This window comes from Flavobacterium ammonificans (genome assembly GCF_020886115.1).
Lineage (GTDB): Bacteria > Bacteroidota > Bacteroidia > Flavobacteriales > Flavobacteriaceae > Flavobacterium > Flavobacterium ammonificans.
Genome location: NZ_AP025185.1, coordinates 1,724,797 through 1,739,534, shown reverse-complemented (window position 1 = coordinate 1,739,534; position 14,738 = coordinate 1,724,797). Strand labels below are relative to the sequence as shown.

Here is a 14,738-nt window from a genome sequence, read left to right as displayed (position 1 = left end):
AGTAAATACTTATTACTTAATAAATATTTATAATTAAAACTTATTTAACTATCTTTACATCTAACGTATATTTGCACCATACAATTTAACTTAAAAACAAAAAATATGTCATTAGTAGGAAAAAAATTCCCAAACATCACTGTAGATGCCATCTCTGAAATGGGAGATAATTTGAGAATCAACATTTTTGAAGAAGCTACAAAAAACAACAAAAAAGTACTTTTGTTTTGGTATCCAAAAGATTTCACATTCGTTTGCCCAACTGAATTGCACGCTTTTCAAGCTGCTTTGCCAGAATTTGCAAAAAGAAACACTATCGTAATTGGAGCTTCTTGTGACACCAACGAAGTACACTTTGCTTGGTTGAACACTCCAAAAAATAACGGTGGTATCGAAGGGGTAACTTACCCACTTTTAGCAGATACAACTAGAAACTTATCTAACATCTTAGGAATTCTTGATGTAGAAAGTGCTGAGTACAACGAAGAATTAGATACTGTATTAGTAGAAGGTTCTAATGTTACTTACAGAGCTACTTACTTAATCGATGAAACTGGAAAAATTTTCCACGAAAGTGTTAACGATATGCCATTAGGTCGTAACGTAAACGAATACTTACGTTTGGTTGACGCTTACACTCACGTGCAAGAAAAAGGAGAAGTTTGTCCTGCTAACTGGGAAGCTGGTAAAGATGCAATGACTGCTGATAGAAACAGTACAGCTGCTTACTTAGGATCTCACTAATAACAAAAATCAATAACAATGGCACTATCAATTTAAGATTGCCATTGTTATTGTAAATAAAAAAATAAAGCTATGTTAATTGAATTAAACGAAGACACATTACAGGATTTAGTTTCCAAAAACGAAAAAGTAGTAGTTCAGTTTTCTGCCTCATGGTGTGGAAATTGTCGTATTATGAAACCAAAATTCAAAAAATTGGCTTCAGAAAATGAATCACTTACTTTTGTTTTAGTAGATGCCGAAAACAATCCTGAATCAAGAAAATTAGCTAACGTAAGCAACTTGCCTACTTTTGCTACTTTCGTTAACGGAAAATTAGTGAACGAAACACAAACTAATAAACAAGAAGTATTGACTGATTTAGTAAACGAAATCGCTTAATAATTCAAAAACAAACACCTGAAATATGAAATTACCTGTTATCAAACATTTGACCCAATTCATCGAAGAAAATGATCAAGATTATATCATTGAAACTATTGAAGTATTAGAAGCAATGACGGAAATATCTTCTCTAAAAGATGAAGAATTGGATGTAATTGGCGAATTAATTTCAAATATGTATGGTGCTTTAGAAGTACAAAAATTAGTCAAAGACGGAGTAGATAAGAAAGAAGCTTTGAACACCTTTATGAAACGCGTTTTAGGGGCTATCGATAAATAATACTTCGCTTACTAAGTAAATAAATCAAAACGTACGCAGATAGGGTACGTTTTTTTTATGCCTTATAGCGAAACAGTATTCAAAGGAAAACCAACTAAAAAAAGCGGCTTCAAACTAAAATCTGAATTAATTTTCATACTTTTGATGCTCACTAAAAAACGCATATTATGTCAACGATAACTTTAGGCGGTAATCCCGTTCATACTTCAGGCGAACTTCCAAAAATAGGTTCGCAACTAGCTGATTTTAATTTAGTAAAGACAGATCTCTCTATCGCTACTCTGGCAGATTATGCTGGTAAAAAAGTAGTTTTCAATATTTTTCCAAGTATCGATACAGGAACTTGTGCTGCTTCAGTGAGAAAATTCAATGAAACTGCTGCTGGATTAAACAATACTGTTGTGATTTGCGTTTCAAGAGATTTACCATTTGCACAAAAACGTTTTTGCGGTGCTGAAGGAATCGAGAACGTAGAAAATCTATCGGATTTTAAAGACGGAAGTTTTGGAAAAGCCAATGGTTTAGAAATTACGGATAGTGTTTTAGCAGGTTTACACTCAAGAGTGGTCCTTGTCATTGACGAAAAAGGAACTATTGTTCACACCGAACAAGTGGCAGAAATTGCAGATGAACCGAATTACGATGCTGCCTTAGCAGTACTTTAATACCTATTGAATGGAATTTCAAAAAGACAATCGATTTGTTTCTGGCCGATTAAAAAGCGTTATTTATGCTTATCAAGGGGCTTACAAATTAATTACAACTGAACACAGCGTAATGACTCAATTTTTTATTGGGATCATAATGACTATCGCTGGGTTTTATTTTAACATTACTACTACTGAATGGATTTTCCAAATCTTTGCCATCGGTTTAGTGATGAGTGTAGAAGGATTGAATACTGCTGTTGAAAAAGTGGCCGATTTTATTCATCCAGAATACCACGAGAGAATTGGGTTTATCAAAGATATTGCTGCTGGAGCTGTGTTTTTCTCGGCATTAACCGCAGTGGCAGTAGGCTTACTGATTTACCTCCCTAAATTCTAAATTTACTAGTTTACAAAGAGAATGGCAAAGAAAATAAAAAACGATTCTGAGGGTAGCGGAAAAAGACCTTGGGAATTATCAAAAAAATATAAAATTGTAATCGGAAGCCTTTTAGTATTGCTATCGGTAGCTTTACTGCTTGCTTTTATTTCTTTTTACTTGCACGGTCAATCTGACCAAAGCGTCGTAGACCAATTAGCAAACAGAAATACTGAAGTAGCCAATTGGTTAGGCAAAATTGGCGCTTACATTGCGGATTTGATGGTGTACCAAGGATTTGGTATAGCTGCCTTCCTATTTGTACGCTTGTTTTTCTTAACAGGTTTGTATTTGTTCTTGGGGTTACCACTTGCCAAACTACGATCGACTTGGTTTTGGGATTTATTTGCTATGATTGTCGTTTCGATCATCTTTGGTTTCTTTGCAACAAATGCGCCTGAATTAGGCGGTGTCATTGGTTACGAACTCAATTTACTTTCGCAAGACTATTTAGGTAAGACAGGAACTTTATTACTTTTAGTATTCGGTTTGATTATTTACCTGATTTTCAAAATCAATTTGTCTCCTGATTCTATTTTAAATTTCATTGAAGGTTCCAAAAAAGAAATGGAAGCTAAGATGAACTCTATTGTTGAAAAAGCAGCTGATAAAGGTTATAATCTTGAGGAATATGCCGTTCCTACTGCAGAGCAAGAAGCAGATGAAGCAGTAGAAGGCATTCATTTGAAATCAACTACTTCTCAATTTGAAATCAACAAAGAAGCCTTAAAACCAACAATTAGTTCGTCTTCTGAAATCAATTTAGATACATTGCCTAAACCAGTGGTACCGCCTACCTATACCCCTGCTCCACCAGCTCCAAAAGAGCCAACTATCATTACTACAAGCGATGAAGCTTTTGTAATCGAAAAGGCGGAAGAAGAAGATATCGTAGAAGAAAACTTAGCGTCTCGATTAGTGGCTGATTTTGGTTTGTTTGACCCCACTTTGGAATTATCCAACTACAAATTCCCAACCATTGATTTATTAAAAGAATATTCAAGCGGCGGAATTACGATTAACCAAGAAGAATTAGAAGAAAATAAAAACAAGATTGTAGATACCCTTCGTAACTACAAAATTGAAATTGCACAAATCAAAGCTACCGTTGGTCCATCGGTAACCTTATATGAAATCGTTCCTGAAGCTGGGATTCGTATTTCAAAAATCAAAAGTTTAGAAGACGATATTGCTTTGTCTCTTTCGGCTTTGGGTATTCGTATTATTGCGCCAATTCCTGGAAAAGGAACTATTGGTATTGAAGTACCTAACAAGAATCCAACTATGGTTTCTATGAAAAGTGCTATTGGCTCAGCCAAATTCCAAGAAGCTGAAATGGAATTGCCTATCGCTTTGGGTAAAACCATCTCTAATGAAACCTTTGTAGTCGATTTAGCTAAAATGCCTCACTTGTTGATGGCGGGAGCTACTGGTCAAGGAAAATCGGTAGGATTGAATGCGGTATTAACTTCGCTTTTATACAAAAAACATCCTGCTGAAGTTAAATTTGTTTTGGTTGACCCAAAGAAAGTAGAATTAACGCTTTTCAATAAAATTGAAAGACATTATTTAGCCAAATTACCCGATTGTGACGACGCTATTATCACTGATAATGCGAAAGTAGTCAATACCTTGAATTCCCTTTGTGTGGAAATGGACAACCGTTATTCTTTATTGAAAGACGCTATGGTGCGTAACATTAAAGAATACAACGACAAATTCAAATCAAGAAAATTAAATCCTGAAAACGGTCACCGCTTTTTACCTTACATCGTTTTGGTAGTGGATGAGTTTGCTGATTTGATTATGACTGCGGGTAAAGAAGTCGAAGTACCTATAGCGCGTTTGGCTCAATTAGCGCGTGCCATTGGAATTCACTTGATTATTGCTACCCAACGTCCGTCGGTGAATGTAATTACCGGTTTAATCAAAGCCAACTTCCCGGCTCGAATTGCTTTTAGAGTAACTTCTAAAATTGATTCGAGAACTATTTTAGACACTCAAGGGGCGGATCAGTTAATAGGTCGTGGAGATTTATTGTACTCTAACGGCAACGATGTGGTGCGTGTTCAATGTGCTTTTATCGATACGCCTGAAGTAGAAAAAATAACCGAATTCATTGGTTCGCAAAAAGCCTATGCTACTGCTTACCTCCTACCTGAATTTGTGGGAGAAGAATCAGGTATCAATTTAGACATCGATATTTCAGAACGCGATTCCTTATTTAGAGAAGCCGCCGAAATTATAGTAAACGCACAACAAGGTTCGGCATCGTTATTGCAACGTAAATTAAAATTGGGTTACAACAGAGCCGGTCGTTTAATTGATCAATTAGAAGCAGCCGGAATTGTAGGTCCTTTTGAAGGAAGTAAGGCGCGTAACGTAAACATCTCGGATATGGTGGCGCTTGATGAATTTTTCAATAACGAACAAAATTAATACCGCAATGCAATTCACACTTCAAAACAAAACTAGATTCAGCAGATTATTGTTGATCGCCGCTTTTATCCTAAGCAGTTCGCTACAAGCGCAAGACAAAAAAGCAAAAGCACTTTTGGATCAAGTTTCGGCTAAAGTAAAAAGTTACAATTCTATTATCATTGATTTTAAATACACCCTTTCTAACCTAAAAGAAAACATCAATCAAGACAGTAAAGGGAATGTGGTTTTAAAAGGCAACCAATATGTGTTGAATTTTATGGGGGTGACTAAACTATATGACGGTAAAAAAACCTACACTATTGTTCCAGAAGACGAAGAAATTACGATTTCTAAACTAGACGAAAACGACAATACAGCAGTAACGCCATCTAAAATGTTGACCTTTTTCAATTCGGGTTACAAATACACTTTAGACGCAACTACTACCATCAAAGGGAGAAAAATACAGTATGTTAAATTGGTACCTATGAGTTCCAAAGACCAACGCAAAGAAATTTTGTTGGGCATTGATACCCAAACCAAAAACATCTATAATTTGATTGAAATTGGTAAAAAAGGAACGAAAACTACGCTAACTGTTAATTCTTTTAAAACCAACCAACCTTTATCAAAAAATCAATTTACCTTTGTCAAAAGTAAATATCCCAATTACTACATCAATTCATTAGACTAAATCCTAGGTGAAAATAATTGACAAATACATTTTAAAAACCTTCTTGATTACATTTACTGTGGTATTTGTAATCCTTTTTTTTATATTCATTTTGCAATCCGTTTGGTTGCTTATTGGTGAGTTGGCAGGTAAAGATTTAGATGCCATAATGATCTTGAAATTTTTATTATTCTCAATGCCCCGCCTCGTACCACTCGTTTTGCCCCTGTCCATACTCTTGGCTTCGATTATGTCTTTTGGCGATTTATCAGAAAACTATGAGTTGGCGGCAATGAAATCGGCAGGAATATCGTTACGACGTACTTTACAGCCCTTGTTCTATTTGATCACTATTTTTAGCATTGCAGCTTTTATTTTTGCCAATAGTGTCATTCCATATGCCGAATACAAATTCATCAATTTTAGAAAAAATATTGCGCAATCTAAACCAGCATTGGCAATTGCTGAAGGCCAATTTAGCGATGTAGGAATTTACAATATTAAAGTGAATAAAAAATCAGGCGAAAACGGTGAAAATCTAACAGGCATTACTATTCATAAAAAATCAGATGTGGGCGATGGCAGCCGCATTATTATCAAAGCCAAAAAAGGAAAGTTAGTCAGTAGCGAAGGTTCGAACACCCTTCAAATGATATTGAACGACGGTAATTATTATGAAGATATTTTACCAAAAAACTACGAGGACCGTCCTAAAATGCCTTTTGTAAAATCGGCCTTTAAAAAGAACATCATTACCATTGATATTTCGGAGTTCAATAAAATTGATGTGGACAAAGAAAACATTACCAACACCAATTCGATGTTGACCACAAGTGAATTGCAGTACACTATAGATTCCTTACAAAAGAATTATAAAGTAGATGTTACAGCTTTTACAGAAAATATGAATCAGCGTGTTGGACTTCAAAAATCGACACAAGCTGCGGTAAAAATCAAAAAAACAAAGAAAAAATTCAATCCTAACTTGTTGGATTATTTCAATACCAAACAGCAATTGGATATTTTAAATTTATCCCATAGCAATTTAGAAAGTGTGAAATATTCGATAGAAAGCTCTGCCACGGAATTCAAATTAAAAGAAGTCAATATCAACGGGCATTTAAGTTCGCTTAACGATAAGTTTGTCATTGCCTTTGCTTGCTTTCTGATGTTCTTTATTGGAGCACCCTTAGGCGCCATCATTCGAAAAGGCGGATTGGGATTACCGGTGGTTTTTGCTATGCTTATTTTCATTTCGTTCCATTTTGCCAATACCTTTGGTAAAAAACTAGCTGAAGAAGGCGGATTAACCCCATTTTTAGGCGCTTGGATGTCCTCATTAGTGTTGACACCGCTGGCCATTTTATTAACCTATCGTGCGACCAATGATATCGGTTTAATCAATATGGATGTCATCTTGGCTCCCATTCAACAATTTATTAAAAAAATAGTTCCCCAAAAATAATCGTCATGAGCACTACCAAAATACAACTCAACACTATCGAAGAAGCCATTGAAGACATTCGTCAAGGCAAAGTAATTATCGTTGTAGATGATGAAAACCGTGAAAACGAAGGCGATTTCTTGGCTGCAGCCGAAAAAGTAACACCCGAAATGATCAATTTTATGGCAACACACGGTCGTGGATTGATTTGTGCACCTTTGACCGAAAGCCGATGCAAAGAATTAGGATTGCACGTGATGGTGAATAACAATACCGATCCAATGGAGACTGCCTTTACCGTTTCGGTGGATTTAAGAGGCAACGGAGTCACCACAGGAATTTCAGCAGCGGATAGAGCCAAAACGATTTTGTCTTTAGTCAATCCAGATACCAAACCACACGATTTAGCACGTCCAGGACATATTTTCCCGTTAATTGCGAAGCAAGGTGGTGTTTTACGAAGAACAGGTCATACCGAGGCTGCCATTGACTTTGCAAGATTAGCCGGATTTAAATCAGCGGGAGTGATTGTAGAAATCATGAACGAAGATGGTAGCATGGCGCGCCTACCCCAACTGGTAAAAGTGGCTAAAAAATTCAATTTAAAACTGGTTTCTATTGAAGATTTAGTGGCTTACCGTGTGCAACACGACAGTTTGATTGTGAAAAAAGACGACTTTGATATCGAAACCCGTTTTGGTACTTTTAGATTGCGTGCTTATGAACAAACGACTAACAAACAAGTACATATTGCTTTGACCAAAGGCACATGGAACTTGGGCGATGCCGTTTTAACGCGCATCAACTCTTCGCAAGTCAATAATGACTTATTGGGAACTTTAACCCACAATGCCGATCATCAATTGGATAAAATGTTCCAAACGATTAATGACCATGGCAAAGGCGCTGTGATTTTTATCAACCAAGACATGCAGTCTGTGAATTTATTGAGCCGTATTGCCGAATTGAAACAATTACAAACCGAAGGCGAAATGAAAGCCCCTCGTATTATTATTGATACCAAAGATTTTGGTATTGGCGCACAAATTCTACACGACTTGGATATTTCTAAAATCAGATTAGTGACTAATACCAGCTTAAGCAAGCGTGTAGGTATGATTGGCTACGGTTTAGAAATTGTTGAACACGTGAATTATTAATCGCGCAGCTAAAAAATAACTATTTTTTTATTTTCTAAAACAAAGAAAATGAAACAATTAAAAAAGCCCGTTCAAAATTGCGGTGTTTTTTATACAAATAGATTTGCATAACCAAAAAAAGCACTTATATTTGCACTCGCAACCAGAAAATGGTAGCATCTTATTGGAGAAATGGCAGAGCGGTCGAATGCGGCAGTCTTGAAAACTGTTGACTGTAACAGGTCCGGGGGTTCGAATCCCTCTTTCTCCGCTAGCTGAAAAGCAAACGGTACTAAAACCCACTAAATTCAACAATTTAGTGGGTTTTTTCTTTTAGGGCTATATCAAATTATTCATTAAATCTCAAAGTTTAGGTGTCTTTTAAGGTGTCACTAAAAAAATAAATTTTAAGTGACACCTCGCAACGAAAGCACCGCTACTACAAGGTGTTCAACAACATATTCAAAAAATGTACATCTTGTGTGTAGTTATTAAATCGAATAAATTTAATACTAACTTTAAGGTCACCAACAATGAACACATCAGTATCAATTCTCTTCTACATCAAGAGAGCAAAAGCCAACAATTTAGGGGTTTGTCCTATCTACACTAGAGTTACTGTCAATACCAAACGTTTTGAGTTTAGCACCAACAAATATATCAATCCTGATAAATGGTCCTCAGAAGGCAGCAAAGTAAAAGGTTCCACAGAAGAAGCTAGAACAATCAATAGTCATCTTGATTACTTAAAAAGTCAAGTTTTAGAAGCTGAGAAGAAACTTTTCAAAAAAGACATCAGTTTAAATTCAGAAAATCTAAAGAATGAATTGTTTGGTCTATCAGAAACCAAGCGTATGCTTGTTCCCATCTTCCAAGACCACAACAACAAAATAAAGGAATTAGTTGGAAAAGAATACGCTCCAGGAACATTAGAACGCTACACTACTTCACTCAAGCATACTATTGAGTTTATGCAATGGAAATACAACGTTTCAGATATCGATATTACAAAGATTGATCATGCCTTTATAACCGATTACGAGTTTTGGTTGAGAAGTGTTAGAAACTGTGCTAATAACACAGCAGTTAAGTACCTTAAAAACTTCAATAAAATAATTAAGCTTTGTTTGGCCAATGACTGGCTAGATAAAAACCCATTTGCAAACTATAAGTCAAAAGTCAAAGAAGTTGATCGAGTTTATTTAACAGAAAATGAAATTCAAAGCATAATTGAAAAAGATTTCAAAACAGAAAGACTATCTCTGGTTCGCGATATCTTCCTTTTCAGTTGCTTTACTGGTTTGGCATACATTGATGTCAAAAACCTAACAAAATCCCATATAAGCTTCGGTATTGATGGCGAGAAATGGATATTCACTCACAGACAAAAAACAGAAAGTGCTTCCAAAATCCCAATCCTTCCAGTTACACAAATGATAATCGATAAATATGAAAATCATCCACAATGTAACAACGAGGATAAACTACTACCTATTCTATCAAACCAAAAAATGAACGCTTATTTAAAAGAAATAGCTGGAGTTTGTGAAATTGAAAAAGAACTTACATTTCACATTGCTAGACATACTTTTGCAACAACAGTAACACTTACTAATGGAGTTCCTATCGAAAGCGTAAGTAAAATGTTAGGTCATAAAAACTTGAGAACTACTCAACATTATGCTAAAGTGCTGGACAGAAAAGTGAGTGAAGATATGAAAATATTAAAAAATAAATTTGTGGGAAATATAAAGGCACCTAAAAAAAATGTAATATAAGAATTTGTTTTAAAAATATTTTTATCTTTGTATTCGTGAAACTTTTAAATTACATATTATCAATCTATCTAATTGCACAATCATGCTTGCCTTGTGCAGATATGGAAGTAAGTAGTGCAGCACACAAAGCTGTTGAGATTTCAGATAATCATGATGAAAAATCTCATAATCACGATAAAGAAAATGATTTATGTTCGCCTTTTTGCAACTGCAACTGTTGTGGCTCACGAATAGTGAGTTATTTTAAGATTACTACTTTTAGTTTTACACCAATTACAAAGAGTATAAAAACGCAATTACCGTCCTATACCTCTATAGTTACTTCTAATTTCTACGGAAGTATTTGGCAACCACCGCAAATAGCATAATGAAGCCCGAGTAATTTCGGGTTAGAAACTTGTGAACTTTTCACAAATAATAGCAAAAGAAATTTTGCTAATCTTCTAATTCATTATACTATTTCAATGTTAGACAAAATCATACAATTCAGTATCAAGAACAAGTTTATAATACTATTATTTACTTTAGTTCTAATAGCGTTTGGTAGCTATTCTATAAAACAGTTACCACTCGATGCGTTACCCGATGTAACCAACAACCAAGTACAAATAATTACTACTGCTCCAACTTTAGCCAGTCAAGAAGTCGAGCAATTAATTACTTATCCTTTAGAACAATCTTTTAAAACAATCCCAAAAGTTATCGAGTTACGAAGTATTTCTCGTTTCGGGCTTTCAGTAGTCACAGTTGTTTTCAAAGACGATGTAGATATTTATTGGGCTAGAGAACAAATTTTTCAACGCCTTAGTCAAGCCAAAGAAAATATTCCTGCTTATGCTGGTTCTCCAGAGTTAGCACCAATATCAACTGGATTAGGCGAGATTTATCAGTATGATGTCTATGCCAAAAAAGGATATGAAGACAAATATGATGCTGTAAAATTACGAACCATTCAAGATTGGATTATTATTCCACAATTACAAGGTATTGAAGGCGTTGCCGAAGTTAGTACTTGGGGTGGAAAACTAAAACAATATGAAATCGCAGTTAATCCAAATACATTGAATAGTTTGGGAGTAACCATTACAGAAATTTTTGAAGCGTTAGAGAAAAACAATCAAAATACAGGTGGAGCTTATATCGAAAAAGACCAATACGCTTACTTTATTCGCGGTGTTGGGATGGCAACTGGCATTAAAGATTTAGAAAATGTAGTAGTCAAAAACAGAAATGGCGCACCAGTTTTAGTGCGTGATGTGGCTGCAGTCCGAGAAGGAGTTGCCTTAAGATATGGTGCGTCCACCAAAGATGGTAAAGGAGAAATTGTGTGCGGAATGGCATTAATGCTCAAAGGCGAAAATTCTAAAGCCGTGACTGAAAGAGTAAAGGAAAAAATGGTTCAAATCAATAAAACCTTACCCGAAGGAGTTGTTACCGAAGCATTTATCGATAGAGGAAAATTAGTTAATAGCGCCATAGGTACAGTTACTAAAAATTTATTGGAAGGTGCATTAATCGTAATTTTTGTGCTTATATTATTTCTAGGTAATCTTCGTGCCGGATTAATTGTAGCATCGGTAATTCCACTATCAATGCTTTTTGCAGTAATCTTAATGAACCATTTTGGAGTAAGCGGAAACCTAATGAGTTTAGGAGCGATCGATTTTGGAATTATTGTCGATGGTGCTGTTATTATTGTCGAAGCCACGATGCACCATTTGCAAAAAATCAAAAGGCAGAAAAACTTAACCCAATCCGAAATGAATAGCGAAGTATATAAATCGGCTTCAAAAATTCGTAACAGTGCAGCATTCGGAGAAATTATTATTTTAATTGTATATCTACCAATCCTAGCTTTAGTAGGAACAGAAGGTAAAATGTTCAAACCAATGGCAATGACAGTTGGCTTCGCAGTTGTCGGAGCATTTATTTTGTCGTTGACTTATGTACCTATGATGAGTGCAATGTTCTTATCAAAAAACACCGAACACAAAGCCAACTTTAGTGATAAAATGATGGCGTGGTTTGAGAAAATCTATACACCATTTTTAGATAAAGCATTACGTTTCAAAAAAGCTGTTTTAGGAATTTCATTAGCTCTATTTGTATTTGCCGTTATCGTTTTCCAAAATATGGGTGGCGAATTTATTCCAACCATCGAAGAAGGCGATTTAGCCATTAATGTAACTATAATGCCAGGCAGTTCTCTAACGCAAATGGTAAAAACAACAACTCAATATGAAAAAATATTAAAAGGAAAATTTCCTGAAATTAAAACCATTGTATCCAAAATAGGAAGCGGCGAAATTCCAACAGATCCAATGCCAATAGAAAGTGGCGATTTAATTATTGTTTTAAAAGACAAATCCGAATGGACATCTGCCGATAATTGGGAAGATTTAGCCAATTTAATGAAAGAAGAAATGGAAGCCATTCCAGGTGCAAACATCGAAATTTCGCAACCCATTCAGATGCGATTTAATGAGTTAGTTTCGGGAAGCAGAAGTGATATTGCAATCAAAATTTTTGGTGATGATTTAGAAGTTTTAGATACTAAAGCCAATGAATTAATAGGTAAAATCAATAAAATAGAAGGTATTGGAGATTTAAAAGCCGATAAAGTAACAGGACTTCCTCAAATCACAGTCAAATACGATTATAATAAAATTGCTTTATATGGTTTAAATATTGCCGACATCAATCAAATTATACGTTCTTCTTTTGCAGGCGAAAGCGCAGGTAAAATCTACGAAGAAAGCAAACGTTTTGATGTTGTCGTTAGAATGAACAAAGACAATCGTAGCGACATAACGGATGTTTCTAATCTGTTTATTCCATTACCAAACGGACAGCAAGTACCACTTTCGCAAGTAGCTTCTATCAATTACGAACAAGGTCCAGTGCAAGTTTCTCGTGAAAATGGTAAACGTAGAATTACAATAGGTTTAAATGTTCGTGGTCGTGATGTAAAAAGTGTTGTCGAAGAAATTCAACAAAAATTAGAAACCAGTTTTAAACTTCCTGCTGGGTATTATGTTACGTATGGAGGACAATTTGAAAATTTGGTGGAAGCCAACAAACGCCTTTCGGTAGCTTTACCAATCGCTTTAGGATTAATTATGGTGTTGTTATTTTTTACTTTCAATAGTATGAAACAAGCCGCATTAATTTTCACAGCCATTCCATTATCAGCAATCGGTGGCGTTTTTGCACTTTGGTTACGAGGAATGCCATTTAGTATATCAGCAGGCATTGGATTTATTGCTTTGTTTGGAATAGCTGTGTTGAACGGAATTGTGCTAATCTCCTATTTCAACCAACTCAAATCCGAAGGGATAACCGACCCATTACAACGGGTTTTAATAGGTACAAAAACCAGACTTAGACCAGTATTAATGACTGCTGCGGTTGCTTCATTAGGATTTTTGCCAATGGCATTATCAACTAGTGGTGGAGCCGAAGTACAAAAACCATTAGCAACGGTAGTTATTGGCGGATTAGTTTCGGCAACATTACTAACCTTAATCGTTTTACCAATACTTTATTTATTATTTGAAAAGGGAATTAAAAGAAGAAAAAAAATGTCAAATCCAATTGTAACAATACTCGTTTTGTTAATTAGTAGCTTTTCGTTTGCTCAAAACAGTCAAACAATAACATTAGAAAAAGCTATTGAAAAAGCAAAAGCAAATAACATCGACTTAAAAATCGCGGATAAGGAAATTGAAAAACAAACTGTTCTAAAGAAAACAGCATTTCAAGTAGATCCTTTGCAAGTGCAATACCAAGGCGGACAATTCAATAGTGTCGATTACGACCACAACGTTTCTATTCAACAATACTTTCCAATTGGTAAAATCACAAAAGCCAATCGCCAACTGCAAGAGGAATTAGCCAAATTGGCTGAAAAACGAAAAGCATTAACGGAGTATGAAATTGAAAAAGCCGTATCATTAGCATACTATCAATATTTATATGGAATTTCTATTCAAAAGTTAAATAATGAGTTGTTCGAGATTTATGCTAAATTCCTTAAAAATGCAGAGCTTCGTTTTCAAATCGGAGAAAGTGGCAACATTGAAGTAATCAGTGCTAAAGCCAAATCGAAAGAAATCGAAACCCAAAAAGCACAGTTAGAATATGACTTGGTAGTTTATCAAAAGCAATTGCAATATTTCATTCAAACAGATGAAAACATAGTTCCTGATGCCAATACACCATTGCAATATGCTAATCCAACAACGAGTAAAGATGACAAAATACAAGGATTAGTAAACGATTATTACACACAGCAAATTTCAGTGTATCAAAAGGAAGCCAATACGTTCAAAGCAATGCGAACTCCTAAATTAGGTTTGGGGTATTTTGGTCAAACCATCGATACAAAATCCTATTTTCAGGGTTTTACTGCCGGATTGCAAATTCCTTTATTTGGTGGTGCAAATACAGCAAAAGCCAAAGCATCAGAAATTAGTATTTCGCAATCGCAATTAGAATTAGATAAAAGCAAATTGACTTTGAAATTACAGAAAGAAGAACTACAAAATGAGTTTGAAAAACAGAAAAAAGCACTTGTATATTACCAAAACGAAGGATTGCAATATGCCGAACAAATTATTACAACGGCTCAAAAAAGCTATGCCAATGGTGATATGAGTTACTGGTCATACATTAGTTTTTTAAACCAAGCCATTGACATCAAAAAGCAAAATGCCGAAGCCGTTAATACTTACAATCAAAGTGCTATTCAATTGCAATTTCCATCTTTCAACAACAATTAATATTCCAT

The 14,738-nt window shown here is 35.1% G+C and carries 12 protein-coding genes and 1 tRNA gene; all 13 read left to right on the top strand.

Going from position 1 to position 14,738, the window contains the following annotated elements; genetic code table 11:
- Positions 1 to 105 precede the first annotated feature (105 nt).
- The 13 genes from LPC20_RS07715 to LPC20_RS07655 all read left to right on the top strand — a co-directional run bounded on the left by LPC20_RS07715 (position 106) and on the right by LPC20_RS07655 (position 14,730).
- A complete protein-coding gene (locus LPC20_RS07715; protein ID WP_229324127.1) occupies positions 106 to 744 on the top strand; it encodes a peroxiredoxin in 639 nt (212 codons plus the stop codon).
- 72 nt (positions 745 to 816) lie between these two features.
- Positions 817 to 1,125 (top strand): thioredoxin family protein, encoded by a 309-nt coding sequence (locus LPC20_RS07710; RefSeq protein WP_229324125.1) that lies wholly within the window; start codon positions 817 to 819, stop codon positions 1,123 to 1,125.
- A gap of 25 nt (positions 1,126 to 1,150) precedes the next feature.
- Positions 1,151 to 1,408: a DUF6952 family protein gene (locus LPC20_RS07705; RefSeq protein ID WP_229324123.1), complete on the top strand. Its 258-nt coding sequence runs from the start codon at positions 1,151 to 1,153 to the stop codon at positions 1,406 to 1,408.
- Positions 1,409 to 1,575: 167 nt separating this feature from the next.
- Entirely contained in the window at positions 1,576 to 2,073 is a 498-nt protein-coding gene (gene tpx / locus LPC20_RS07700) for a thiol peroxidase (protein ID WP_229324121.1), read from the top strand.
- 10 nt (positions 2,074 to 2,083) lie between these two features.
- On the top strand, positions 2,084 to 2,455 hold the full coding sequence (locus LPC20_RS07695) for a diacylglycerol kinase (protein WP_229324119.1): 372 nt from the start codon (positions 2,084 to 2,086) through the stop codon (positions 2,453 to 2,455).
- A gap of 21 nt (positions 2,456 to 2,476) precedes the next feature.
- Complete coding sequence (locus tag LPC20_RS07690) at positions 2,477 to 4,933, top strand: DNA translocase FtsK (protein WP_229324117.1); 2,457 nt, start codon at positions 2,477 to 2,479, stop codon at positions 4,931 to 4,933.
- Between the two features lie 7 nt (positions 4,934 to 4,940).
- Positions 4,941 to 5,609 (top strand): outer membrane lipoprotein periplasmic chaperone LolA1, encoded by a 669-nt coding sequence (gene lolA1 / locus LPC20_RS07685; protein ID WP_229324115.1) that lies wholly within the window; start codon positions 4,941 to 4,943, stop codon positions 5,607 to 5,609.
- Positions 5,610 to 5,616: 7 nt separating this feature from the next.
- Positions 5,617 to 7,053: an LptF/LptG family permease gene (locus tag LPC20_RS07680; RefSeq protein WP_229324114.1), complete on the top strand. Its 1,437-nt coding sequence runs from the start codon at positions 5,617 to 5,619 to the stop codon at positions 7,051 to 7,053.
- A 5-nt stretch (positions 7,054 to 7,058) separates the two neighbouring features.
- Entirely contained in the window at positions 7,059 to 8,192 is a 1,134-nt protein-coding gene (gene ribB, locus LPC20_RS07675; protein WP_229324112.1) for a 3,4-dihydroxy-2-butanone-4-phosphate synthase, read from the top strand.
- A 165-nt stretch (positions 8,193 to 8,357) separates the two neighbouring features.
- Positions 8,358 to 8,442, top strand: a tRNA-Ser gene (locus LPC20_RS07670).
- A gap of 262 nt (positions 8,443 to 8,704) precedes the next feature.
- Entirely contained in the window at positions 8,705 to 9,949 is a 1,245-nt protein-coding gene (locus tag LPC20_RS07665; RefSeq protein WP_229324110.1) for a site-specific integrase, read from the top strand.
- Between the two features lie 35 nt (positions 9,950 to 9,984).
- A complete protein-coding gene (locus tag LPC20_RS07660) occupies positions 9,985 to 10,317 on the top strand; it encodes a DUF6660 family protein (RefSeq protein ID WP_229324108.1) in 333 nt (110 codons plus the stop codon).
- 96 nt (positions 10,318 to 10,413) lie between these two features.
- Positions 10,414 to 14,730, top strand: a complete 4,317-nt coding sequence (locus tag LPC20_RS07655; protein ID WP_229324106.1) for a CusA/CzcA family heavy metal efflux RND transporter — start codon at positions 10,414 to 10,416, stop codon at positions 14,728 to 14,730.
- The last annotated feature ends 8 nt before the right edge of the window (positions 14,731 to 14,738 follow it).

Excerpts from the sequence above, each read along its gene's own strand:
- LPC20_RS07695 (WP_229324119.1), top strand. The coding sequence starts at position 2,084 with ATGGAATTTCAAAAAGACAATCGATTTGTTTCTGGCCGATTAAAAAGC.
- LPC20_RS07665 (WP_229324110.1), top strand. The coding sequence starts at position 8,705 with ATGAACACATCAGTATCAATTCTCTTCTACATCAAGAGAGCAAAAGCC.
- LPC20_RS07710 (WP_229324125.1), top strand. The coding sequence starts at position 817 with ATGTTAATTGAATTAAACGAAGACACATTACAGGATTTAGTTTCCAAA.
- LPC20_RS07655 (WP_229324106.1), top strand. The coding sequence starts at position 10,414 with ATGTTAGACAAAATCATACAATTCAGTATCAAGAACAAGTTTATAATA.
- LPC20_RS07715 (WP_229324127.1), top strand. The coding sequence starts at position 106 with ATGTCATTAGTAGGAAAAAAATTCCCAAACATCACTGTAGATGCCATC.
- ribB (WP_229324112.1), top strand. The coding sequence starts at position 7,059 with ATGAGCACTACCAAAATACAACTCAACACTATCGAAGAAGCCATTGAA.
- LPC20_RS07705 (WP_229324123.1), top strand. The coding sequence starts at position 1,151 with ATGAAATTACCTGTTATCAAACATTTGACCCAATTCATCGAAGAAAAT.
- lolA1 (WP_229324115.1), top strand. The coding sequence starts at position 4,941 with ATGCAATTCACACTTCAAAACAAAACTAGATTCAGCAGATTATTGTTG.
- tpx (WP_229324121.1), top strand. The coding sequence starts at position 1,576 with ATGTCAACGATAACTTTAGGCGGTAATCCCGTTCATACTTCAGGCGAA.
- LPC20_RS07690 (WP_229324117.1), top strand. The coding sequence starts at position 2,477 with ATGGCAAAGAAAATAAAAAACGATTCTGAGGGTAGCGGAAAAAGACCT.